The organism is Stenotrophomonas sp. ZAC14D2_NAIMI4_7 (assembly GCF_003086675.1).
Taxonomy (GTDB): Bacteria; Pseudomonadota; Gammaproteobacteria; order Xanthomonadales; family Xanthomonadaceae; genus Stenotrophomonas.
The window spans coordinates 562,910-585,435 of the sequence record NZ_CP025995.1 but is presented as its reverse complement, the minus strand read 5'-3'; the positions used below and the strand labels follow the sequence as shown (position 1 = coordinate 585,435).

Sequence of the window (22,526 nt, the reverse complement as noted above, 5' to 3'; positions counted from 1 at the left end):
TTCTTCCGGGAAGCGGCGCGTGGGGCCGGAAAAACCGGTGTGCGCCGGAGACAGGAAAAAAACTTAGCACAGCTGGCGGCCGCTGCGGCCGCCCGCATGAATGCGCGTCAGGGCGGCGACAGCAAACGCGCCGCGATCCAGTCCCGGGTGTCCTGCTGCATGTCCGCGGACAAGCTATGCCCCACCGGGTGATCGCGCAGCCGGTGGACCACGCCCAGCCCGTGCAGGCGCTGCGAGGCCGCCTGTGCCAACGCGAACGGCAGCTTGTCATCCTGCCGCCCGTGCACCACCAAGCCGTCCAGCCCGGCGCCGGCCACATCGCCCGGAATCAGCGGCGCGATCTCTGGCAGGATGCGCCCGCACAGGATCGCGAAGGACTTCACCCGCTCTGGCGCGGTCAGCGCCACGCTGCCGCTCATGATGCCGCCCTGGCTGAAGCCGGCCAGGACGGTCTGCCGCGCTTCCAGCCCCAGCCGCTGCTGCTGCACGGCCAACCAGTCGCGCAGCAGCACCCGCGACGCTTCGGCCTGGGCTGGATCGATCAGCGGCCCCTGCGCGCCGAAGCGCACGGTGAACCAGCCGAACGCCTGCGGCCCGAACACCAGCGGTGCGCGCGGCAGCAGCACGTGCAGGCGCGGATCGAGCGTGCTGGCCAGCGCGGCCAGCGACTGCTCGTTGCTGCCCACGCCGTGCAGCAGCACCACCAGGCCCTGCGCCCTGCCCTGCGCCGGCCGCTCCAGCACGGGCGTCAGCACGGGGTTCATGCGGCCTCCTGCACGGGCGCGGCGCCGTCGAAGCGGTACAGGTCCATCGCCAGCATGCCCGCATCGATACCCGCATCGATGCGGGTGGCACCGAAATCATCGCTGCCAGCCGCGCCCATGGCGAAGTACAACGGCAGCAGATGCTCGTCGGTGGGGTGCGCACGCTCGGCAAACGGTGCCTGGCGGCGGTAGTCGAACAGCGCATCGCGATCGTTGGCGGCCAGGCGCTGTTCCACCCATTCAATGAACGGGCGCACGTAGGGCGCTTCCTTGCCGTCCTGGTAATCGCGCCAGTCATGCAGGTTGTGGGTGATGCTGCCCGAGCCGACCAGCAGCACGCCCTGCTCACGCAGCGGCGCCAACGCACGGCCCAGCGCGAACTGGTGCTGCGGCCCCAGCATCGGCTGGATCGACAGCGGCACCACCGGAATATCGGCCTGCGGGCGCAGCAGCCGCAGCGGCACCCAGGCGCCATGGTCCAGCCCGCGCTGCGCATCCAGCGCCGCCGGCAGGCCGGCCGCGGCGATGCGCCCGGCCACTTCTTCGGCCAGCGCAGGGTCGCCCGGCGCCGGGTACTGCAGCTCGAACAGCGCGCGCGGGAAGCCGCCGAAATCGTGGATGGTGGGCGGCTGCGGATGCGCGCCAACCAGCGGTTGGCGCGCCAGCCAGTGTGCCGATGCCATCACGATGGCACGCGGAGTCGGCAGGTCACGGGCCAGTTCGGCCAGCCGCACGCCCACCTGCCCTGGGTGCAGGGCGGTCATCGGCGAGCCGTGGGAGATGTACAGCGAAGGCAGGCGGGACATGGGGTTCTCCAGATACGGGGGGAAGCGGCAATCAGCGCGAACGCAGGGTCCAGCGGCCATCGCCCAGCAGGAACAGCACCACCAGCGCCAGCGCCCAGAACGCCGGGTATTCCCAGCCACCGCCGGCGTTGGCGAAGCCGAAACCGTTGGCGCCATGCACGGTCACGATTGTGCCCAGCAGTAGCGGAACGCCCAGCAGGCCCACCCAGCGCGCGTACACGCCCAGCAGCAGGGCCGCCGCGATGGCCAGCTCGACCACGATGGTCAGGTAGCCCAGCGCGCCCGGCAGGCCCAGCGATGCAAAGAACGCGGCGGTACCGGCGGGGGTGAACACCAGCAGCTTGGTCAGCGCGTGCACCAGGAACAGGCCGCCCAGGGCCACGCGCAGCACGGTGGCGGCATACGGGGCCAGCGGCGAAACGGCAGCGGCGGAGGTTTTCATGGGGGCGTACCTCAGGGAGAGTGCGTACAGGTTATTGCGCAGCCACCAGCCGATAAATACGATGGAACGACCGTATTTATTTCAGAAGGCGCAACAATGGACACTCTGGACGCCATGCGCGTGTTCGTGGCCGTGGTCGAGCGCAACGGCTTCAGCGCCGCCGCCGAAGCGCTGGGCGTGTCCACCGCCGGGGTCACCCGGCAGGTGGCCGCGCTGGAAAAGCGCCTGTCCACCCGGCTGCTCCACCGCACCACCCGCCGGGTCAGCCCGACCAGCGCCGGCGCCGCCTACTACGCCCAGTGCGTGCGCCTGCTGGCCGAATTCGACGCGCTGGAAGCCAGTGTCGGGGCGCAGGCGCTGGAACCGTCGGGCACGCAGCGCATCAACGCACCGGTCAGCTGGGGCATCGCCCGGCTGGGGCCGCTGCTGGCCGGCTACCGGCAACGCTACCCGCAGGTGGAACTGGACTTGGCCCTGTCCGACCGCCTGGTGGACATGGTGGAAGAAGGCTACGACGTGGCCCTGCGCATTACCCGCGAACCCAGCCCGACGCTGATCGCCCGGCGCCTGGGCCAGGCCCGCATCACCCTGTGCGCGGCACCGGCGTACCTGGCCGCGCGCGGCACGCCAGCCACGCCGCAGGATCTGGTGGCGCACGACTGCCTGGGCTACAGCTACTGGGCCTCGGGCAACCAGTGGCCGCTGCAGGGGCCGGGCGGCGAAGTTCGGGTGGCGGTGAACAGCATCCTGCAGGCCAACAACGGCGACGTGCTGCGCGAAGCCGCCATCGCCGGCCTGGGCGTGATCCTGCAGCCCGATTTCCTGCTGGAACAGGCACTGGCCGATGGCCGCCTGGTGCGCGTGCTGCCCGACTGGGAAGTGCCGCCGATCGGCATCTTCGCCGTATACACCAGCCGCAGCCATCTGGCACCGAAGGTGCGCAGTTTCATCGATTACCTGGTGGACGCCGGGGTGTAAGGCCCTCCGCCGGGCATGGCCCGGCGGGTTTCCACGGTCAGGCGACCACTTCGTCCAGCGCCTGGATGATTCTTTCCAGCGGCGCCGGCCGCCCCAGCAGGTAGCCCTGCACCTGGTCACAGCCATGCGCGGCCAGCCAGTCCAGCTGGCCCGGGGTTTCCACGCCTTCGGCAATGATGGTCAGGCCCATGCTGTGGCCCAGCGACAGCAGCGCGCGGCAGATGGAGGCATTGCGCGGGTTGGTCTCCACGTCGGCCACGAAGCTGCGATCGATCTTCAGGATGTCCAGCGGCAGGTGCTGCAGGTAGGACATGCTGGAATAGCCGGTACCGAAATCATCCAGCGACACACAGATGCCCTGCTCGTGCAGGCGGCGCATGGTCTGCATGGCCTGCGCCGGCTTGCGCATCAGGCTGCTCTCGGTCAGCTCCACGTGCAGTGCGCCGCGGGCCAGGCCGAAATCTTCCTGTGCGCGGGCGAATTCGGCCACCAGGTCGCTGTTGAAGAACTGCACCGCCGAAACATTCACCGCGATCGGCAGCTCGCCCCAGCCGGCATCCATCAGTTGGCGCTGTGCCTGTGCGGCGGCGCGGATCACCCAGCGGCCCAGCGCCAGGATCAGTCCGGTGTCTTCGCACAGCTGGATGAACTCGCTGGGCGGAATGAAGCTGCCGTCCGGTTGCGGCCAGCGCAGCAGCGCTTCCAGCGCCGCCGGGCTGCCATCGCTGGCATGGCGGATGGGCTGGAAATACAGCTGGAACTCGTTGTCGATGGCCGCATGGATGCGCCCGGCCAGGCGCAGGCGATCGGCCAGGCGGGTCGACACGGCCGCATCGAACCAAGCCACCACGTTGCCTTCCACGCGGCCCGCATGTGCCGCCTGCGCGGCCATGCCCACCACCTGCTCGGCGCGCAGCGCATCGCCCTCCTCGCGCACGGCCACGCCGATGCGCGGCTCGAACTGGTGCAGCGAATCCTTGCCGCGCATCGGCGCCGACACGATCTGCAGCAGATCGTCCAGCACCGACTGGGTGTTGTGCTGCGGGGCGATGGCCAGCACGAAGTCTTCGGCTGGCTGGAAGGCCAGCGTGCCGAAGCGCGCGCCCAGCCCACCCAGGCGCGCGGCCATCGACTGCAGGATGGCATCGCCGATGTCACGCCCCAGCGTATCGGCCACCAGCTGCAGGCCGCGCAGCTGCACGTAGGCGATGGTGTAGCCGCGATCCTGGCTGTCCAGCTGTTCGCTCAGGGCGCGCACGTTCAACAGCCCGGTGGCCGGGTTGTGCCGCGCGCGGTAGGCCAGGTCACGCTCGTAGGCCAGGCGCTCGCTCACGTCTTCGGCCAGCACCAGGCAGGCGGGCTGGCCGTCGAAATCCAGCCTGGACAGGTGCGCGCGCACCTCGAACACGGTGCCATCCTTGCGCCGGTGCATGCGCACGGCCGCATCCTGCAGTTCGCCCACGCGGGCGCGGGCAATGGCGCCCTTTACTTCCTCCCAGCCTTCGCGCGGGCGGATGTCCAGGATGCTCATGCCGAGGAATTCCTCGCGCGTGTAGCCGTACTGCAGCACCGCCGCTTCGTTTACTTCCAGGAAGCGCAGCGTATCGGGATCGAACACCCAGAACGGCGCCGGGTTGCGGTCGAACAGCAGACGGAACCGGCGCTCGACCTGGTTCATCTGCTCCTGCGCCAGGTGGCGCTCGCTCACGTCGGTCAACGCACCGATCATGCGCCGCTGGCTGTCGGCCAGTTCCACCCGCTGCCCACGCGCGGACACCCAGCGCACATCGCCGCCGGGCAGCACCAGGCGGAACATTTCATCCAGCACCGCGCCGCGCGCGAACGCTTCATGGAACGCGTGCTGCAGCCGTTCGGCATCTTCGCGGTGTACGCGCCAGAAGAATTCCGCCACCGGCAGGGCATCGGTCTGCACGCCGAAGATCTCGCGCGCCAGCGGCGACCAGTGCAGCAGCGCGGCGTCTTCGTCCACGTACCAAGTGCAGACCCGGCCCACCTGGTGGGCCATGCGCAGTTCGGTATGGCCGGTGCGCAGTTCGGCCGCCATCCACTGCTGGCTGCGGGTGCTGCGGCGCATTGCGAACAGCAGGCCCAGCAGCACCAGCACGTAGGTCAGCAGGATCGCCACCGCCGCATGCAGGTAAGGCCACCACGCGGCCAGCACATCGGCGTCGGCCAGCCCCACCTGCACCGCCAGCGGGCTGCGTTCCAGCGTGCTGATGGTGGACATGCGCGGAATCTGGTCGACCACGCCGGGGAAGCTGCCCAGCTCCACCACCGCCGGTCCCCCCAACAGGTTGCGGTATGGCAGGGTGTAGCGGCGGCCCACCGTGCCATACGGATCGGGCACGCGCGCCAGCATGAAGCCGTCGGCATCGGTGATCGACACCATGCCGTTGGGGCCCACGTCCAGGCCGCCGATGATGCGCTGCAGCTCGCCACAGCGCAGCCGCGCCAGCAGCCAGCGGTCGTCGGCCATGGGCAGGGCCAGTGGCACCACCCAGGTTCCATCGTCGGCCCGCTGCGGCGGCCCCAGGTACAGCGCGCTGCCCTGCCCGCGCCGCTGCGGGTCGGCCCACAGCGGCAGTTTCAGTTCGTCGGCACCGCCGGTCAGCGCGCGCCCGTAGGCATCGACCACCACGATGCTGTGCAGTTCGGCGTGCCGCTGCAGTACCCCGGCAATGGCCGCATCCAGCAGCTTCGGCGCCTGCGCCGGCACGTTGCTGAACAGTTCGGCGGCATCGCCGGCGATCCCGGCCAGCGCCCGTTCCAGGTTGCGCAGTTCCAGCGCCAGCAGGCGTTCGCTGCCCACTGCCAGCGCCCGGCTCTGCCGCTGCGCGGCCTCCAGCCGGCGCTGGTGGTCGTTGGCCAGCATGGCCGCCATGCCCACGGCCAGCAGCACGCCCAGCACCACGCCGCCCCAGGTGATGGCACGCAACGGCCGGGCCAGCGCCCGTTTCAGCGCGGGCATCGGTCGGTATTCCCTGTGCAGACAGCTGGCTTCATGCGCGAACGATTCCTCCACATCCCCGACCAGAGCGGCCGCAGCGCGGCATTCTTGACGCCTGCACCTGCTCCGCGGGCCATTCCCTGTGTGGGTCCCTACCCCGCAGCATGCACCAGCGCGATGACTGCGTGAAGCGCGGCGGCGCGTGTTCAGCCAGATCGCGCACACCCGAACCCGTGCTGGCGCGCGTCCGGCGCTGCCGCAGGGGATTAGACTTGGGGTTTTCCGTCGCAAGAGAAGTCCATGTCCAAGCTGCGCCGTCCCACCCTGGCGCTGGCCATTCTCGCCAGCCTGTCCCTGGCCGCCTGCGATCGCCCGGCCGAGCCGGCGGCAGGTACGGCCGCCCCCGCCGACGCCGCGCCGGCTGCCGCCAAGCCGATGCTGGGCAGCTTCGGCTTCGATGCCAGCGGCATGGACCGCAGCATCGCCGCCGGCGATGACTTCTTCGGTTTCGCCAATGGCAGCTGGGTGAAGAACACCGAGATTCCGGCCGACCGTTCGCGCTTTGGCAGCTTCAACGTGATTGCCGAAAAGACCCAGGCCGATACCCGCGCCATCCTGGAAGGTGCGGCCGGCAATGCGCAGGCCAGCGGCGATGACAAGCTGATCGGCGATTACTACGCCGCTTACATGGATGAAGCCGGCATTGAAAAGCGCGGCGTGGCCCCGGTGCAGCCGCAGCTGCAGGCCATCGGTGCGATCACCGACAAGGCCGGCCTGGCCCGTGCACTGGGCGATGACATGCGCGCCGACGTGGACCTGCTGAACGCCACCAATTTCTACACCGACCGTCTGTTCGGCCTGTGGGTGTCGGTGGATCTGCTGCAGCCCGACCGCACCGCGCCGTACCTGGTGCAGGGCGGCCTGGGCATGCCCGACCGTGACTTCTACCTGGGCGATGGCCGCATGGCCGAACTGCGCAAGCAGTACCAGGCCTACATCGCCAAGGTGCTGCAGCTGGCCGGCGTGGCCGACCCGGCCGGCAAGGCGCAGCGCATCCTGGCGCTGGAAACCAAGATCGCCCAGGCGCATGCCACCCAGGAAGAAACCAACGATGTGACCAAGGGCGCCAACCCCTGGACCCAGGCCGATTTCAGCGCCAAGGCGCCGGGCATGGACTGGGCCGCGTTCCTGGAAGCGGCCAAGCTGGGCCAGCAGCAGGACTTCATCGTCTGGCAGCCCAAGGCCGTGGCCGGCCTGTCCAAGCTGGTGGCCACCGAGCCGCTGGATGCCTGGAAGGACTACATGACCTTCCACGCCCTGGACCGTGCCGCCAGCTACCTGCCCAAGACCTTCGCCGACGCCCGCTTCGCCTTCCACGGCACCGCACTCAGCGGCACCCCGCAGCAGAGCGATCGCTGGAAGCGCGCGGTGGACGATGCCAACCACGCCGTCGGCGAAGCCATCGGCAAGCGCTACGTGGAAAAGCACTTCGACGCGAAGACCAAGGAACGCGCCGACGAGATGGCAAAGAACATCATTGCCGCCTTCGCCAAGCGCATCGATGCACTGGCCTGGATGTCACCGCAGACCAAGGCCAGCGCCAAGGCCAAGGTGGCCGGCCTGACCGTGGGCATGGGTTACCCGGACAAGTGGCGTGACTACACCGGCCTGGAGATCCGCCGCGACGATCCGCTGGGCAATGCGCAGCGTGCCGAACGCTTCGAGTACGAGCGCAACATCGCCAAGCTGGGCAAGCCGGTGGACCACAGCGAGTGGGCCATGCTGCCGCAGACCATCAACGCGATGAACGTGCCGCTGGAAAACCGCCTGGTGTTCCCGGCCGCGATCCTGCAGCCGCCGTTCTTCGACGGTGCCGCCGACGATGCGGTGAACTACGGTGCGATCGGCGCGGTGATCGGCCACGAGATCAGCCATGGCTTCGACAACGCCGGCGCGCTGTTCGATGCCACCGGCAAGCTGCACAACTGGTGGACCGCCGAAGACCTGAAGCAGTTCAACGCCGCCGGTGATGCGCTGGCCGCGCAGTTCAGCAGCTACGAACCGTTCCCGGGCGTGCACGTGAACGGCAAGCTGACCCTGGGCGAGAACATCGCCGACGTGGCCGGCCTGGGCACCGCCTACGATGCCTACCAGCTGTCGTTGCAGGGCAAGCCGGGCCAGACCCTGGAAGGCTTCACCCCGGACCAGCGCTTCTTCCTGGGCTTCGCCCAGGCCTGGCGCAGCAAGAGCCGCGAGCAGGCGCTGCGCAATTCGCTGCTGACCGACGTGCACGCACCGGGCCAGTTCCGTGCGCTGACCGTGCGCAACATCGACGCCTGGTACCCGGCGTTTGAAGTGAAGGATGGCCAGAAGCTGTACCTGGCCCCGGAAAAGCGGGTCAAGGTGTGGTGATGTAATGCGAACGGGCGCCGAAAGGCGCCCGTTTCGTTTGCGGGGGGCGGGATGCCCTGGTGGGTGCCAACCTGGGTTGGCACGATCCGTCCGGCACCCGGGCTCCAGATGGGTGATGGCCGCTGCCTGTCTGTGCCAACCAAGGTTGGCACCTACCAAGGGCAGTGCGCCGGGTGCCATCCACGCGTAGTGTGGATCACCGCGCTGCCGGCCACTCGCGCAATACTTCCACCGGCACGCCCATGCGTGCGCACGCCCGCGTAGCCAGGCCATCGGGCAATGCGCGGCGGAACAGCGGCGCCATGCCCTGCATCAGCTTTGCCGAAGCCGCCGCCTGCGCACGCTGGGCAGTCGTGCGTTCCAGCATCGCCTCGGCCCAGTCCGGCAACAGCGCTGCGCCGGCGCCCAGGAACACCGCGCGTGACAGCCCCGGGACCGGCACCGGCAGGTTCACCGCAGACAGCACGTCCAGCACTTCGCGCGAACGCGCATCGGCCATCAACTCGGGCTGGCGCGCACAGAAATACGCCGCCACTTCCGCCTCGCTGCGCGGCACGTCCACCGCGCCCAGCGCCTCGGCCACGCAGCGGTACTCGTCGTAGTAGCGGTCAGCAATGGCTTCGGGAACCTCGCGCCCATAGCGGCGGTAGCCCTGCAGGAAGCCGTAGGCCTCGGTCACGTGCACCCACGTCAGCAGGTGCGGATCATCAGCCGCATACGCCTGGCCCTGCGCGGTGCGGCCGCGGATCTGCGCATGGATGTGGCGCACCTTGGCCACCAGCGTTTCCACTTCGCCACTGGGCGCGTAGCTGGTGCCGGCCACGAAGGCCGTGGTGCGGCGCAAGCGCCCCACCAGGTCCTGGCGGAAATTGGAGTGGTCATACACACCGGCCAGCGCGCGCGGGTGCAGGGTCTGCAGCATCAGCGCGCACAGCCCGCCGGCCAGCATGGACGGCAGCTCGGCATGCACGCGCCATGTGATGCTGTCCGGCCCGAACCAGCCGGGATCGCCCTGCGGGTGGTCGTAATCGATGCCGCTCTGGCCACGCGGGAAGGCGTCGAGCACCCAGCGGCGGATGGGCGCGGTAACCGGGCGGGTCAAGCGGTGCAGCAACGGCGGCATACGGGGTCCAGTGGGTGGCGGAATCGACCGGGTTCTGCGCGGTCCGGCTTGATTCTGGGCGATCCGGCGCCCTGCGGCGAGCCCGGCAGCCGCGCGGCGGCAGCATGTGCGCACGCAGCACGATTCACCCTGCGACATCTTGTCGCAGCCTCCGAACGCGATGATGCGCCGCACCAATCTTCACGCATTCAGGCAAAACCCTTGCGCCCCTTCGCTTTGCGCCCATTGCACCGGCCGCTGGAAGTGCTAGAACTGAATCCGCCACATCGTCCAATGCTGATCGACGCACGTTCCAGAAAGGAGCCAGCCATGATTGCTTTGTTCAAGGGTTTGGGAATGCTGCTGCGGGACAACGAGCTGTACAGCAGCCCGTTCGAAAAACAGGTCGCGCACTGGCGCAACCTGAGCGAGCAGCAGATCCGCGACGAGGTGGCCGTGCTGGCCAAGGCGAAGTGCCAGTGGCTGATGGCTTCCATCGTCGGTTGGCAGGCAGCGTCGCTGCTGATCCTGGGCCTGATCGCCAACTACCTGTGGCGCGACGACTTCCATATCACTTTCACCCGCGTGGTGATCGTGTTCGGTTCGTGGGTGTCGATCCTGTTCGTCATCTGGTTCATGGCCAACATGTTCGACCACACCGCCGGCTTCGAACGCTGGATGAAGGCCTTCAACAGCCGCGCGCGCATCAGCTCCAGTGCCGACAGCGTGGAATGCGTGGCCGAAGCGCTGGACCTGGCCGAGCACTACCCGGAAGTGCTGGACTACAAGCAGGCGGTCACCGCCCGGCGCGAACTGCGCCATGAAGACATCCGCATCATGACCGAGATCGGGCGCATGAAGCAGCACTCGGAACTGGTGGGCCGCCTGAACCATGTGGGCGAGACCGAACACCACCACGACATGACGCTGCAACCGGCGTTCTGATCACCCGGAAAGCGGGGGGAGCCACAATGCCACCGTGCACTGCCACGGTGGCATTGTTCTTTCTGGCGCCAGCTACATGCCGCGGAACAGGCTCATGAACGGCTGGCTGACCACCAGCGTTTCCGGGCGCTGGCGCAGGCGCAGCACGCCCCTGCCGGTATCGTCGCGGCTGACCGCCGCCACCGCCTTCATGTGCACGATGGTGGAACGGTGGATCTGCCGGAACTGCTGCGGGTCCAGCGCCTCCAGCAGTTCGCGCAGCGGCGTGCGCAGCAGGCTTTCTCCCTCGGCGGTCACCACGGTGGTGTATTTGTTGTCGGCGCGGAAGTAGACCACGTCGTCCAGCATGATCAGCTGCGTTTCGCGGCCATTGCTGGCGGTGATCCAGGCCAGCGGCGGACGCTCGGGCTGCGTCTGCGACGGGCCCAGTCGCTGCAGCAGCCGTTCAAGAACGGCATCGTCCTGGCGCGTGGATGGCAGGCGCGACAGGATGCGTTCGCGCGTGGCCAGCAGCCGCTCATCGCTGACCGGCTTCAGCAGGTAGTCCATCGCGCCCTGTTCGAACGCATCGATGGCGTACTGGTCGTAGGCGGTCACGAACACCACCTGCGTGCGCGGGCTCAGTTCGGACAGCGAACGGGCCACTTCGATGCCGCTGATGCCCGGCATGCGGATATCCAGGAAGGCGATGTCCGGCTGTTTCTCGGCCAGTTGTTCCAACGCACTGGCGCCGTCCTCGCACGCGGCCACCAGCTTCAGTTCCGGCCACAGCCGCGCCAGTTGTTCCACCAGTGCCTGGCGCAGCAGTTCTTCGTCTTCGGCAATCAGGGCTTCAAGCGGCATGGGTGCGCTCCTTGGCCGGCTGCGGCAGGGTCATGGTAGCGGCCACGCCCGAGGGGAAGTTGGCCACGATCGCCACGCCGGCCTGCTCGCCGCAGGTCAAGCGCAGGCGCTCGCGCAGGTTCTTCAGGCCGATACCGGTGCCGCTGGTGCCGTGGCCGAAGCCCAGCCCATCATCGGCCACCGTTACGGTCACGTGGTCGTCGAAGCCACGCGCCAGGATCCAGATCGTGCCGCCACCCGGCTTGGGCTCCAGGCCGTGCTTGATCGCGTTTTCCACCAGCGTCTGCAGGGCCATCGCCGGCAGATGCACGCCGTGCAGTTCGTTGGGCACCTGCACTTCCACTGCCAACCGCGCGCCCATGCGGATGCGCAGGATTTCCAGATAGGCGCGCGTGCGTTCCAGCTCCACGCCCAGGGTCGACACCGATTCATCCACCTGCGGCAGCGAACTGCGCAGGTACTGGATCAAGTGCCCCAGCATCTGCTCGGCGCGGCCTGGATCGGTGCGGGTCAGCACCTGCGCATTGGCCAGCGTGTTGTACAGGAAGTGCGGTTCCACCTGTGCGTGCAGCAGGTTCAGCCGCGCCACCGACAGTTCCTTCTCCACCTGGGTCTGCTCGGCGGCGGCCTGTTCGTCGCGGCGCTGGTCGGCCACCCGGCGGCTGATCGCGCGGGTCACCGCTTCAGCGTTCTCGTAATTGCTGCCTTCATCCAGCGCCAGCAGATCGGCCCACCAGCCCGCATCGGGTTCGAACAGCAGGGTGACCGTGCTGGTGCCCTGCCCCGGAGTGACCGTGGCCTGCACGCTGTTGCGCTTGATCGCCAGCCGTGCCGGCAGGTTCCAGCGCGAGGGCTGGCGGCCGTTCCAGGGGTCCACGCGGCGCACGTAGGCGCGCACCTGCAGGCTGCCGGCCGAATTTTCCACGTCTTCCACGCGCGGCAGCTCGGCCACCGCCGCCTCGACCACCGCGTAGGCCTGGCCGGCGTCCATGGGCAGTTCCACCTGGCGCCGCTGGCGGCCGGACAAGGTACTGCCGTCCAGCTTGCCGGCCACCATCCACACCCGGCGCACATGGGTAATGGCGCTGCCCAGCGCAGTAATCATCAGGAACATCGCCAGCAGGCCGAAGATCCAGCCCGGGCCATCGTTCATGCCGCTGAAGATGCCGCTCCAGACCATGCCTGCCACCAGCAGCGCCACGGCCCAGGCCAACAGATGACGAACGATGAGAGTAAGGCTGGCGAACACGGCAGTGCCTTGGTGGGAAGGGGTGAGCCGAGCATAGGCCGGCGCACCGGGCAGACAAGCGGCCTGCGACGAACCCCCGGAAAGTGGGGATGGAAGGTGTTACAGCAACGCCGGGCATGGCCCGGCGCTACCGGCAGGTGGCGGGGCAGCGCCCCGCCTTGCCTTACTTGCGCTGGTCGGCGCTGGCGTCACGCACGGCGCGGAACGACTCGTCGGTGCTCCAGTTCGGCCAGCTGCGCGAGTTGGCCAGCTGGCTGCCCAGCGTGTAGAGCACTTCCAGGTCGCGTGCCGCACCGGCGAACACCCAATCCGGCTGCCACTCGTCGCCCTGCTGGTGGTAACGCTTGGCGGTGTAATCGTCGGACGCCTTCTTGCCCGCCGCCACGCCACCGTCCACCCAGTCCTGGCCGGCCGACCAGGACAGCGCCGGCACGCCGCGCTTGGCGAACGAGAAGTGGTCGGAACGGAAGAACAGGCCCGCTTCCGGCTTCGGGTCGGGCGTGTAGCGGATGTCCCAGCCCTTGGCCACGTCCTTCAACTGGTCCAGCAGCTCGAAGCGGGCGGTGCCGTAGATGCCGAAATCGCGCGACGGACCGAACGGCGCCATGCCGTCCATGTTGATCATCGCCACGGTCTTTTCCAGCGGGTACAGCGGATGGGTGGCGTAGTACTCCGAACCCAGCAGGCCCTTTTCCTCGGCGGTGACCGCCAGGAACAGCACCGAACGTTCCGGGCGCTTGCCCTTGGCGAAGCCACGGGCCAGTTCCAGCAGCGAGGCGGTGCCGCTGGCGTTGTCCAGCGCACCGTTGAAGATGCGGTCGCCGCGGGCATCGGGCTCACCCACGCCGATGTGGTCCCAGTGCGCACTGTAGACGATGGTCTCGTCCGGGTAGCGGCTGCCTTCCAGGCGCGCGGCCACGTTGTGCGAGGTGATTACTTCGGTCTTCACCGCGTACTTCGCATCCAGGCTGGCGCCGGTCAGCGGCACCGGGGTGAAGTCGCGCTGCTGCGCTTTCTTCTTCAGCGCCTCGAAATCCAGACCGGCCGAGCGGAACAGCTCCACCGCCAGATCGCGCTGGATCCAGCCTTCCAGCGTCGGGTGGGTGTCGGCCGGGTTGTCACGCACCACGTCGAACATGGTGTTGGTGTTGGAACCAGCCACGGTGGCCCAGCCGTAGGATGCCGGCGCGGTCTCATGCACGATCAGCACGCCCAGCGCACCCTGGCGGGCACCCTCTTCGTACTTGTACGGCCAGCGGCCGTACCAGGTCATGCCCTTGCCGTCGAAGTCGCCCTTGCCGGTCTCGAAGTCGGGGTCGTTGATCAGCACCACGGCGATCTTGCCCTTCAGGTCCACGCCCTTGAAGTCGTCCCAGTTGCGTTCCGGCGCTTTCACGCCATAGCCCAGGAACACCAGCGGTGCCTTGCTGATATCCACCGCGCTGGCGCCGTTCATGGCCGCGCGCACGGCAATCTGCTTGCCCTGCTGCAGCGCCACGGTCTTGCCGCCCTGGTGCAGCGCCAGCTGCGGCGCGCCGACGATATCGCCCTTGAGCAGCGGCACGGCCTGGGTCCACAGGCGCTTGCCGTCCTTCAGGTCGCCGCCCGGCTGCAGGCCGGCGTCGGCGAACTGCTTGCTGAGGTAGGCGATGGTCTTCTCTTCGCCGGCGGTGGCCGGCGAGCGGCCTTCATACGCGTCGGAGGCCAGCTCCTTCACATCGGCGGAAATACGCGCGCCATCGAACTTCGGCGTGGCCGCCATCAATGCGCTGCTCACCGACAGGGCCAGCAGGCCCAGTGCCACTCGTTTCATTGCTCTCTCCAGCAGGACAAACCTACCGGAGTGTAAGGGGTTCGGCAGGGCTGCGCCCTGCACCCGCCGAAGCCAGGGCAACAGCAGAAGCAACAGCGGGCTTCCTGAGGATAGGCGGGGTGGGTCCGGTTGCGGGGGCGTGAGCCGCATGGATGCGGCGACCGAGCTTACAGGGACGTACTTGCAGCGTCCCCCGCAACCGGACCCACCCCGCCTTCGACAGATTCGCGGTACTGATGGCAGGTGTCGACCTTGGTCGACACGGACACAGACACCAAGGGGTCAGAGCCCTTCCCGGTGGGAAAGGGATCTGACCCCGCGCGAGGTGTTACCAGTTCGGGTCTTCTGCCGGTGCCGCAGCGGCCTTGGGCTTGGGCTTGGCGGCCGGGCGTGCGCTGGCGGCCGGTGCCGCCGATGCGCTTGCCGTGGCAGCGGCGGCCGGCTTGCTGCCCAGCTTCTGCCGCAGCTCGATCTGGCCGGGGCGGAAGCCACCGCGGGTTGCGTCCACGCCGTCTTCGATGGTGCCGTACGAGGTCTGCGCGGCCACGCGATCGATGCGGATGGTGCAGCACGGGTGCTCGCTGCGGCCCAGCGAACGACCGGTCTGCGGGTCCTTCAGTTCTTCGCCCAGACGCACCGCCTGCCAGCGCTGGCCGGCCTGCAGCGTTTCACCGCCCTGGCTCAGCACCACCTGGTCACCATCCACCGACACCACCGACACCGGGAACAGCGTGGTGACGATGGTCGTGCCGATCTGCCCGGACAACGACTCCATCATCGAGGCGGCCATGTTGCGGCCATTGACCACGCGCGGCAGCGTGCTGGGGCCGGTCGAGGCCAGCTGGTGGTCGAAGCTGTCGGACATCACCACCTGGCCGGTGGTGGCGTTGACCAGGCGCAGGGTGATGCGGCCGCCACCGGAGTACGAGGTGACCTGGCGATCGGACATGCGCAGGTTGCGCACGCTGCGCGGGTACTCGAAGCGTTCGATGGTGGGAATCAGGATCAGATCGGTCGCCAACTGCTGGCCGATGCGTGCGGTGTCCTGCAGGCGCACGTTGCCGCTGTTGATGTGGTCGATCTCGGCCTGCAGTTCATCGCCAAATTCGCGGTCCAGCACGATGAAGCGCTGGGTCTGGGTCAGCGTATCGGACAGCCGCGCGCGAATGGCATCGGCCACTTCGCCGGCATCCACGCGACCATCGCCCACGGCGTAGCTGCCCGACTTGGTGCGCGGCAGGGCCACCACGATCTTCGGCTTGCCCTGCTCGTCCGGCGCGCGGTACTGGGCAATCTGCGCACGCACGCGCACCTTCCAGTAGCTGCGCATGCTGCGGTGGGTCACGTCCGAATCGAACGAACTGGCGCCGCGCTTGGCGTCCACCTGCACGTTCTCTTCGTAGTTTTCCTTGTAGCTGGCTTCGGCCGAACCACCGCCGCCGGAGGCCTTCGCCGAGGCCTGGCCCGACGCGCTGGCCGAGGCCGAGCCCTTGAAGCTCCAGCCTTCATCGCTGGCGCGCACGCGGGCAATGGTTTCTTCATCCAGCTGCCGCACTTCGTCCTGCGACAGGATTTCATAGCCCAGCACCGCGCCCTGCGAGCCGGCAATCATCTGCTGGGTGAACGCGTCGGCGCGGATATCGCCGACGTGTTCCCCATCCACGTCCACATGCAGGCCTGCGCGCAGGCCCTGCATCTGGCTGGCCACGCGCACGCCATTGACCTGCGCCACCGCCGACTGCAGGGCGGCCAGCACCGCCAGTTCCGGCGTGCTGCCGATGCCATCGGCCTCGCGCGCGACCTGGGTAGTGCCGCCGAAATCCGGCGTGCCGCGCAACGGCGCGTCGTCGGCCGGTGCGTTGCTGGCCAGCGCGCTGGCTGCCTTCTCCTTGGCGGGGGCCGGCGCGGTGTCTGCCGCCGGGGCTTCCTTGTCGCCACAGGCCGCCAGCAAGGCAGCGGCCAGGCCCAGGCCGATCAGTCGGGTGGTGGTGCGCATGGACATGGACCTGCTATCAGAGGCTGTCGAGCAGCGAATCGGCGTTGGACGGCACCTTCACCTTGCTCTTCTTGGCGAAGGTCACAGCCGACTTGGACGAGCTGTACAGGCCCTTGATGAAGCCCGGCGATTCCTTGGCCACCCACGCACCGGCAGCCAGCTTGCGGCCCACGGTGGCCAGCTGGGTGGCGCCCAGGTTCTTCATGCCGGCAGTGAAGTTGCTGGCTTCGCCGCCCAGCTTCTGTGCTTCGGCGGCCGAGGCCAGCATCGACACCAGGCCTTCGGCGTAGTGCTGCTTCGATTCGGCGCTCAGTTCGGGCTGCGCGGCCACGCGCTCATCGATGGCGGCCTGGGCCGACTCGCTCACCGAGACGGACTTCTTCATGGCATCCACGCTCACCGAACCGGACGACAGCGCCTGGCGCTCGGCTTCCAGCAACTGCACCTGCTCGGCCAGGCCGAAGGCGCGGGCGAACGAGGTCTGCGCCTGCAGCGAATGCGACTGCGAGCTGACGAAACGGCGCACCAGCGCTTCCTGCGCAGCTTCATCCGGTGCGGCGGCGCTGGAGGCGCTGGCGGAGGTGCCGGTGGCGGCACCGGCCAGGTCCTTCAGCTTGCCCAGGCCAGCGTGGGCCGGCATCGACAGGGTGGCGGCGGCAATGGCCACGGCAAGAGCGGTAGTGCGGATCATGGGAGTTCCTTTATGAGAGAGACGGCCGCAGTGCGGCACGTGGGGAATCGGTAGCCCCGGGGCGATGCCGAGCACGCTCGGCACCCACCGGGGTGGCGGATCAGCGAACCGCCTTGACGTTCAGTTCGTTGATCATCTGCTGCGCGGCCTTTTCGGCTGCCAGCTGCAGCGCGTTGGTACGGGCCACGGTTTCGTTCGGGCCGGTACCGGAGTACTGCACCGGGCCGACCGAAGACACGGTGCGCGGGAAGCGACCGGTCACGTCCAGCACCTTGCCGGTAACGGTGACGAACACGCGGGTGTTGCCGCTGGCCGGATCGCGATCGCGCATGCCCACGTCCAGCGTGCCCACCGCGATGTACGGAATGTTGGCCGCGCGGATGCCATTGGCGGTATCGCGCAGGGTGGCCGGGGCCAGATCGTTGCCGGTGCTGAAATCCTTGCGGATGCGTTCGATGTTCAGCAGGCCGCGCGACTCACCTTCCACGTACTCCGCTTCCACCACTTCATAGCCGGCGGCGCTGAAGGCACCGGTCATGGCGGTGTTCACTTCAGCCGCATTGGCCACCTTCCAGCTGATGTTGTCGCTGCGTGCGGTGGTGCTGCCGCCGGTGGTGACCGACATCGAGCCGTTCTGGTTGATGCTGCCGTTGGTGCTGACCGAGTTGCCACGGAACGAATCACCTTCGCGGGTGTTCTCGCTGTAGCTGGTGCTTACGTCGGCGCGGCGGTATTCCTTGTCCTGGAACGACTGCACGGTGTCCTGCGAGCGCGCCATGAACAGGAAGGTGAGCAGGGAACGCTGGGCCGCGGTGGCGCCGGCCACGGCCGAGCCCGCGTCCAACTTGGTCTGCAGCAGCGTGGTGTTGATTTCCGCACGCACGGTCACGCTGTAGGTCTTGGCCTTCTTGTCTTCGTTGTCCGACAGCTGCACGGCGCTGAGCACGTAGCGGTCGATTTCACCGATGAACTCGGCGCGGCGCGCTTCGAACAGGCGCAGTTTGGCTGCACCGGTTTCGGCGATGTACGCCTCCAGTGCATTCACCTTGGCTTTTTCCAGGGCTTCGGCGCGGGTGCCGGCGCTCAGGCGCAGGCTGTAGCTGGCCGAACCGGTGCCGCGCGAGCTGGCGGACTGCGCCGCGACCGGCGAAGCCACCGCCAGGGCGATGAGGATGAGCAGGATGGTACGCATCAACGACATGATTTGATCAACTCCTGGAGGGCTTGGGTCTGCTGCTGCAACGGGCGGCCGCCCGGCTTCTGTTCGTCCAGCCAGGTGCGTGAATCGGCACGCTTGGCGGCGGCGCCGGCGAAGGCATCAAAGCCCGCCAGCAGGGTTTCGTAGCTGGCCGACCACTGGTCAACCTGCCACTGCGTGACCGGCACCACCTTGGTGGCGCCCTTGCGCAGCGGCTGTTCGAAATAGACCTTGCCCGAGAACGGCTCGGTCACCTTCGCGGTGAAGAACGCGCCGAACAGCATCGTCTTCATCGCCGGGGTTTCTTCGATCACGCCGTTCTTCAGCGCATCCACCTGCACGCTGATCAGGTAATCGGCCTCGGGAATCTTCAGCTGGTAGACCTTGCCGTCGGCAAACCGCGCGGCCATGGCGCCGCCGATCGCCTGGCCCGAGGCTGGCGGCAGCAGGCCGACGCCGGTGTTGGACGACAGCGTCTTGGACAGCTCGTGGGCCAGGGTGGCGCGCAGCGTGTCGGCCCACTTCGGGTCCGGCAGCTTGGCCAGCGTGGCATCGGACAGGGTGACCGCGCCCACCTGCAGGCGGCGCGTGGCCGCTTCCGGCAACCTGGCCTGGGCCAGGGCCTGGGCCAGCACCTGTGACAGGCTGGTATCGGCACTGCCGTACAGCAGGTCGGCCACGATCGCGTCGATATCGTCGCGGTCCGGGCGGTAATCCTGCACGTCAATGCGCTGCAGGGTGAGCGGATAGGACGCAATCACCTGGCGCTCGCGGAAGTCGAAGAACAGCGCCTGCAGGGCCACCTCCACCAGCACCTTGTACTGGTTGCCGATCGGCTCGACCGACACCAGTTCGCGGTCCAGGGCGGCGGCCAGCACGGTAGCGCTGGTGGTGCCGTCCAGCATGGCCACCGGCTGGTCGATCAGCTCCAGCTGCGCCGGCTTGCGGCGTTGCAGTGCCTGCCACAGGGTCTGGTTCAACGGCAGCAGGCCGCGCGATTCCAGCACGGCCTGCGCGTGCGGCGTGGTCGCCTTCACGGCAGCGGCATCGGCGGTATAGGCGAAACCGGCCCAGTAGGCCTGTTGTGATTTCTCTGCGGCCTGGGTTGCCAGCGGCCACACGGCCAGGCACAACACATAGGCAAGCAGGCGCGCAAAAGCGCGCGGCGCGCTCTTCGTCCTTGAAAACATCCAACCGCTCCTGGGTCTACACACGGAATGCGAACGCGTTCACGCTCGCTGGGCGCGAAACATAGCCGCTCAGGCGCCAGCCGACAAGTGCTGCCGTGGTCGGCTTCAGTTTTCCGGGGCGTGGCCGGCCCTTTCCCGCAACACGGCGCGCTCGGCGGCATTGGGGGTCTGTGCCGCCGCCGTGGCAAATGCGTCACGCGCATCCGCCTCCCGCCCCAACTGCAGCAGCAGCTCGCCGCGCACCACCTGCAGCGGCGCATAGCCCTGCAGCCGAGCATCCACCAGCAGCGGCTGCAGCAGCGCCCATGCCGCGAACGCGCCGTCGCTGCGCGATACCGCCACCACGCGGTTCAGTGCCACCACCGGCGAAGGCATCACCTGCAGCAGCTGTGCGTACAACGCCGCGATGCGTGCCCAGTCGGTGTCTGCGGCCTGCCGCGCGGCGGCATGGCAGGCGGCAATCTGCGCCTGCAGCACGTAGACATCGTGCTGGCCACCGGCGGCCACGGCCTGCGCCAGCGCCTGCTGTCCACGGGAGATCTGCAGCCAGTCCCAGTGCGCGCGGTTCTGCTGGTCCAGCAGCACCGGCGCCCCCTGCGCATCCACCCGCGCAGCCGCGCGCGAGGCCTGCAGTTCCATCAGCGCCAACAGCCCCAGCACCGGCGGTGCCGGCATGCGATGGGCCAGGATGCGCGCCAGTCGCAGGGCTTCCTCGCACAGCGCCGGGCGCATCCAGTCATCACCGGCGCTGGCCGCGTAGCCCTCGTTGAAGATCAGGTAGATCGCTTCCAGTACCGAACCAAGCCGCTCCGGCAGCGCGTCGGCGCGCGGCACTTCATACGGCACCTGCTTCTGCGCCAGCGTGCGCTTGGCACGCACGATGCGCTGGGCGATGGTGGGCTCCGGCTGCAGGAACGCGCGGGCGATCTCCACCGTGGTCAGGCCACCGAGCAGCCGCAGGGTCAGCGCCACCCGGGCATCGGCCGGCAGCAGCGGGTGGCAGGCCACGAACATCAACCGCAGCAGATCGTCGCCCAGGTCGTCTTCCAGCATCGGGTTGTCATCGGGCGCGGGCAGCGCGGCCGGGTGCAGCAGCTCGCCCCACTGCGCGTGCTGCTGGGCCACGCGCTGGTGCTGGCGCAGCACATCGATGGCACGGTTGCGTGCGGTGGTCATCAACCAGGCCCCCGGGTTGTCCGGCATGCCCTGCGCCGGCCAGCGCTCCAGCGCGGCCAGCCAGGTGTCTTGGGCCAGCTCTTCGGCACGGCCCACGTCACCGCCCAGCAGCCGTGCCAGGCGCGCAATCAGCACGGGCGATTCCATTCGCCACAGGGTGTCCATGCGCTGGGTCAGGGTGGGCTCGGCCATGTGCCGATCACAGCATCAACGGCCGGGCCCCACAAGCGTGCCGCTCACCCCGGTTCACCGTCCATGTGCGCGATCTCCCACAGATGGCCATCCAGGTCCTGGAAGCCACGCTGGTACATGAAGCCGTAATCGCGCGCCGGCTGCGGTTCGCTGGCACCGGCCGCCAGCGCCTTGTCCACCAGCGCATCCACCGCCTTGCGGCTGTCCGCCGACAGGCAGGTGATCACCTCGGTGCTGGCCTGTGCATCGGCAATGGCCTTGGTGGTGAACTGCTGGAAGAACGGCTTCACCAGCAGCATCACGAAGATGCTTTCGCTGATGACCATGCAGGCCGCGTTCTCGTCGGTGAACGCGGGATTGAACTGGTAGCCCAGGGCGCTGAAGAACGTCTTGGACGCCTCCAGATCCTGCACGGGCAGGTTGACGAAGATCATCTGCGGTTGTGCTGCACTCATGGTCTGCTTCCCTTGGGTTGAACAGAGGGCTGGTTACGGCTGCTTCATGCAGTTGACCATCCACGGCTTGCCGAAGCGGTCGATCAACATACCCCAGCGGTGCGCCCAGAAGGTTTCGGCAATCGGCATCTGCACCTGGCCACCTTCGGCCAGCGCGGCGAACACGCGTTCGGCCTCTTCGATGCTGTCCACGTCCACGTTGATGGTGGTGGCGCTGCCACCTTCACCGCCCGGACCATCGGCGGCCATCAGGATCGCCGCACCGATTTCCAGCTGGCTGTGTGCCACGTGGTCCAGCGTTTCCGGCGGCATTTCGCTGCAACCGGGCTCATCGGAGGGCGGCATGTCGCGGTACTTCATTTCCGAGGTGACCTGGCCGCCCAGCGCCTTGGCGTAGAACGCCATGGCATCGTGGGTCTGGCCGCTGAAGCCAAGGAAGGGAATCAGTTTCATGGCAATGCTCCGTTGGGTGGTGGCGCCGGGGCGTTCCGGCGGCCGGGGTGCGGGTAGCGCCGGGTCATACCCGGCGGTGGGTCAGTTCTCCAGCTGTTCGCGCAGACGCTGTTCCTGTTGCTGTAATTCGGGAGTGAAAGCCTCGCCGAAGTCCTCGGCGGTGATCAGCGGGCGCAGTTCCAGGGCATCACCGGGCTTGAACGGTGCGCGCCGCGCCCATTCGATGGCTTCGTCCAGCGACCGCACGTCCCACAGCCAGAAGCCGGCGATCTGCTGCTCGGCCGGGCCGAACGGGCCGGCCTGCACGGCCGGCGCGCCCTCACCGAACTGAATGCGATGGCCGCGAGCGGTGGCGTGCAGGCCTTCGCCGGCGAGCATGATGCCGGCGGCGACCAGTTGTTCGTTGTAGGCGCCCATGGCGGTCAGTTCCGCTGCGCTGGGCATGCGCCCGGCTTCGGAATCGGCGCTGGCTTTGACGATCACCATCACTTTCATGTCGGTCTCCGGTGGGCGGCAGTGGCGCGCCCTTCACTCTTACAACGAACGAGGAGGACGGGGATCGACAGGTTCCTGGAAATTATTTCTTTCGCGGAGAGCGCGCCTTCGGCGGGGGCCGGCGAACGGCGGAGCCCCTCCGTGGTGGGGTGCTTGGTCGCGGAAAGCTGGGCTTTCTGCGAGAGAGCCGGGCGGGTGGGGTTGGCGGGGACGCCGTGAATCCGTCCGTGGAGGCTTAGCCGCGCCATCCATGGCGCGGATACCCCGCCAACCCCACCCGCCCGGCCCCAGACAGGTTCACGCGGCTGTCCCGCCACGGGAGATCAAGAGAGAAAGGCGAAAGCAAAAGCACAGCCGG

Annotated in this window: 19 protein-coding genes; 3 read left to right on the top strand and 16 right to left on the bottom strand. The window is 68.1% G+C overall.

Translation table 11 applies throughout. The annotated features are described in order from the left end of the window. Positions 1 to 107: 107 nt before the first annotated feature. The 3 genes from C1922_RS02625 to C1922_RS02615 are packed head-to-tail and all read right to left on the bottom strand — an operon-like array spanning position 108 to position 2,012. A complete protein-coding gene (locus C1922_RS02625; protein ID WP_108748367.1) occupies positions 108 to 764 on the bottom strand; it encodes a phospholipase in 657 nt (218 codons plus the stop codon). Next, complete coding sequence (locus tag C1922_RS02620; protein ID WP_108748366.1) at positions 761 to 1,570, bottom strand: class III extradiol ring-cleavage dioxygenase; 810 nt, start codon at positions 1,568 to 1,570, stop codon at positions 761 to 763. The genes C1922_RS02625 and C1922_RS02620 overlap by 4 nt, the downstream gene beginning before the upstream one ends. 31 nt (positions 1,571 to 1,601) lie before the next feature. Further along, positions 1,602 to 2,012 (bottom strand): DoxX family protein, encoded by a 411-nt coding sequence (locus C1922_RS02615; RefSeq protein WP_108748365.1) that lies wholly within the window; start codon positions 2,010 to 2,012, stop codon positions 1,602 to 1,604. 96 nt (positions 2,013 to 2,108) lie between these two features. Here C1922_RS02615 and C1922_RS02610 point away from each other — a divergent pair, with 96 nt between their 5' ends. After that, positions 2,109 to 2,990, top strand: coding sequence for a LysR family transcriptional regulator (locus C1922_RS02610; RefSeq protein ID WP_108748364.1), 882 nt, complete (start codon positions 2,109 to 2,111; stop codon positions 2,988 to 2,990). Positions 2,991 to 3,027: 37 nt separating this feature from the next. On the opposite strand, the gene C1922_RS02605 is transcribed toward C1922_RS02610, so the two are convergent. Next, positions 3,028 to 5,979 carry an EAL domain-containing protein gene (locus tag C1922_RS02605; protein ID WP_234413453.1) on the bottom strand — a complete coding sequence of 984 codons (2,952 nt, stop codon included), beginning with the start codon at positions 5,977 to 5,979 and terminating at the stop codon, positions 3,028 to 3,030. A 279-nt stretch (positions 5,980 to 6,258) separates the two neighbouring features. Between C1922_RS02605 and C1922_RS02600 the strand changes: the two genes are divergently transcribed. Further along, positions 6,259 to 8,370 (top strand): M13 family metallopeptidase, encoded by a 2,112-nt coding sequence (locus C1922_RS02600; RefSeq protein ID WP_108748362.1) that lies wholly within the window; start codon positions 6,259 to 6,261, stop codon positions 8,368 to 8,370. Between the two features lie 196 nt (positions 8,371 to 8,566). Here the strand turns inward: C1922_RS02600 and C1922_RS02595 are convergent, their stop codons facing one another. Next, positions 8,567 to 9,493 carry an oxygenase MpaB family protein gene (locus tag C1922_RS02595; protein ID WP_108748361.1) on the bottom strand — a complete coding sequence of 309 codons (927 nt, stop codon included), beginning with the start codon at positions 9,491 to 9,493 and terminating at the stop codon, positions 8,567 to 8,569. A 309-nt stretch (positions 9,494 to 9,802) separates the two neighbouring features. Between C1922_RS02595 and C1922_RS02590 the strand changes: the two genes are divergently transcribed. Further along, positions 9,803 to 10,417 (top strand): hypothetical protein, encoded by a 615-nt coding sequence (locus C1922_RS02590; RefSeq protein ID WP_108748360.1) that lies wholly within the window; start codon positions 9,803 to 9,805, stop codon positions 10,415 to 10,417. 72 nt (positions 10,418 to 10,489) lie between these two features. On the opposite strand, the gene C1922_RS02585 is transcribed toward C1922_RS02590, so the two are convergent. The 11 genes from C1922_RS02585 to C1922_RS02535 form a co-directional block, all read right to left on the bottom strand. After that, positions 10,490 to 11,260 carry a LytTR family DNA-binding domain-containing protein gene (locus C1922_RS02585; RefSeq protein WP_108748359.1) on the bottom strand — a complete coding sequence of 257 codons (771 nt, stop codon included), beginning with the start codon at positions 11,258 to 11,260 and terminating at the stop codon, positions 10,490 to 10,492. Continuing rightward, positions 11,250 to 12,509 carry a histidine kinase gene (locus tag C1922_RS02580; RefSeq protein ID WP_108748358.1) on the bottom strand — a complete coding sequence of 420 codons (1,260 nt, stop codon included), beginning with the start codon at positions 12,507 to 12,509 and terminating at the stop codon, positions 11,250 to 11,252. The genes C1922_RS02585 and C1922_RS02580 overlap by 11 nt, the downstream gene beginning before the upstream one ends. 163 nt (positions 12,510 to 12,672) lie before the next feature. Continuing rightward, positions 12,673 to 14,322, bottom strand: coding sequence for a M28 family metallopeptidase (locus C1922_RS02575; RefSeq protein WP_108748357.1), 1,650 nt, complete (start codon positions 14,320 to 14,322; stop codon positions 12,673 to 12,675). A gap of 328 nt (positions 14,323 to 14,650) precedes the next feature. Then, the gene (locus C1922_RS02570; RefSeq protein ID WP_108748356.1) at positions 14,651 to 16,318 is read right to left on the bottom strand and encodes a CsgG/HfaB family protein; all 1,668 of its coding nucleotides are present in this window, start codon (positions 16,316 to 16,318) and stop codon (positions 14,651 to 14,653) included. Positions 16,319 to 16,334: 16 nt separating this feature from the next. After that, positions 16,335 to 17,009, bottom strand: coding sequence for a hypothetical protein (locus tag C1922_RS02565; RefSeq protein ID WP_108748355.1), 675 nt, complete (start codon positions 17,007 to 17,009; stop codon positions 16,335 to 16,337). A 100-nt stretch (positions 17,010 to 17,109) separates the two neighbouring features. After that, positions 17,110 to 18,210, bottom strand: coding sequence for a hypothetical protein (locus tag C1922_RS02560; protein ID WP_108748354.1), 1,101 nt, complete (start codon positions 18,208 to 18,210; stop codon positions 17,110 to 17,112). After that, the gene (locus C1922_RS02555) at positions 18,201 to 19,397 is read right to left on the bottom strand and encodes a hypothetical protein (protein WP_108748353.1); all 1,197 of its coding nucleotides are present in this window, start codon (positions 19,395 to 19,397) and stop codon (positions 18,201 to 18,203) included. The genes C1922_RS02560 and C1922_RS02555 overlap by 10 nt, the downstream gene beginning before the upstream one ends. A gap of 105 nt (positions 19,398 to 19,502) precedes the next feature. Beyond that, positions 19,503 to 20,765 carry a sigma-70 family RNA polymerase sigma factor gene (locus tag C1922_RS02550; protein WP_108748352.1) on the bottom strand — a complete coding sequence of 421 codons (1,263 nt, stop codon included), beginning with the start codon at positions 20,763 to 20,765 and terminating at the stop codon, positions 19,503 to 19,505. A 44-nt stretch (positions 20,766 to 20,809) separates the two neighbouring features. Then, a complete protein-coding gene (locus C1922_RS02545; RefSeq protein WP_108748351.1) occupies positions 20,810 to 21,220 on the bottom strand; it encodes a VOC family protein in 411 nt (136 codons plus the stop codon). Positions 21,221 to 21,253: 33 nt separating this feature from the next. Then, entirely contained in the window at positions 21,254 to 21,673 is a 420-nt protein-coding gene (locus C1922_RS02540) for a VOC family protein (RefSeq protein ID WP_108748350.1), read from the bottom strand. Between the two features lie 81 nt (positions 21,674 to 21,754). Continuing rightward, complete coding sequence (locus C1922_RS02535; RefSeq protein WP_108748349.1) at positions 21,755 to 22,168, bottom strand: YciI family protein; 414 nt, start codon at positions 22,166 to 22,168, stop codon at positions 21,755 to 21,757. Positions 22,169 to 22,526 lie beyond the last annotated feature (358 nt).